Below are 1,103 nucleotides of genomic sequence, written 5' to 3'. Positions count from 1 at the left end.
TTTCAGCAGCCTTTCCTATCACTGAATATGTCTGGCTACTTGAGCGCAAGAATTAAACCAGCGGCCCTTTTATTCTTGTTAGCAAGCCTACTCACTAGAAAGAGAAGACCATGAAAGAAGACCAAGCTCGCTGGAATAAGCGCTTTAGCGAGCGCCCGATGGTTCAAGCGAAAGCACCCGCTTTTATCGAGGAGGCTTTAGACCAGCTCCTACCCGGCAGTGTGCTTGATATTGCCAGTGGCGACGGTGCAGCAGCCTTATTCCTAGCCGCGAAAGGCTTTACTGTATCGGCTGCCGACATATCAGAAGTCGCCCTGGATCGACTGAACACCTTCGCACAAGAGAAAAACCTAGAAGTAAGCACTTATACCTTAGACCTCGATCACCCAGAACAACTAAACGAGCTAGAGACGTTTGATAACATCGTGATGACGCACTTTAAACCAGCGCCTCATTATTGGCCCCTGTTCATCGCACTGTTACGCCCCGGTGGAAAGTTACTTTTGAGCACCTTTAACCTCACCCATCATGAGAAAAACGGCTTTTCCCGTCGCTTCTGCCTAGAGCCAGGTGAACTCAGAAATATAAACGAGCACCTGGAACTCGAGCATTTCGCCTCCATTCAACGAGGTGAAAGTTATATGGATGATTATCTGTTTCGCAAAGTGTAAGCCTTCCTACGCTCACTCAAAAGCGGAGTTCATAAGAACAAAGGGGAAGTACACGTCGTTTTTTAAGTGCAAAGAGATCTAAGCTTCTGAACCCTGACTGGCCTATAATAAAACTGTCTAAGAAATAGACAGCGCAGTAACTCCTAAAAAACAATAATGATCAATAGAGGTTTACCGTATGTTATTAAGTCATGTCCCTGGAATGTTCACACACCCCGATGAAGAGTGGGAATCAATAAGAAAAGAACATTCAAGCCCGCTTAAGATGGCCGCCTATATCTGCCTTCTCGCCTTGATTGCCCCAGTATGCGCCTACATTTCAACCACTCAATATGGTTGGCAAGTGGGTGAAGGCCAGTTAGTTTACCTTTCTCAATCGAGTGCAATGACGCTCAGTATTTTGACTTATGTCGCCATGGTCGCGGGCATTTA

At 46.2% G+C, this 1,103-nt stretch carries 2 protein-coding genes; both read left to right on the top strand.

From position 1 onward, the window contains the following. Positions 1-110: 110 nt before the first annotated feature. Positions 111-671: a bifunctional 2-polyprenyl-6-hydroxyphenol methylase/3-demethylubiquinol 3-O-methyltransferase UbiG gene (locus A3735_RS23650; RefSeq protein ID WP_068506961.1), complete on the top strand. Its 561-nt coding sequence runs from the start codon at positions 111-113 to the stop codon at positions 669-671. A 178-nt stretch (positions 672-849) separates the two neighbouring features. Then, a partial coding sequence (locus A3735_RS23645) for a Yip1 family protein (protein WP_156499873.1) occupies positions 850-1,103 on the top strand: 254 nt, incomplete at its 3' end.

Source organism: Oleiphilus sp. HI0061, from assembly GCF_001635675.1.
This window is presented reverse-complemented; position numbering and strand designations above follow the sequence as displayed.

Coding starts and splice junctions, on each gene's coding strand:
- A3735_RS23650 (WP_068506961.1), top strand. CDS start 111: ATGAAAGAAGACCAAGCTCGCTGGAATAAGCGCTTTAGCGAGCGCCCG.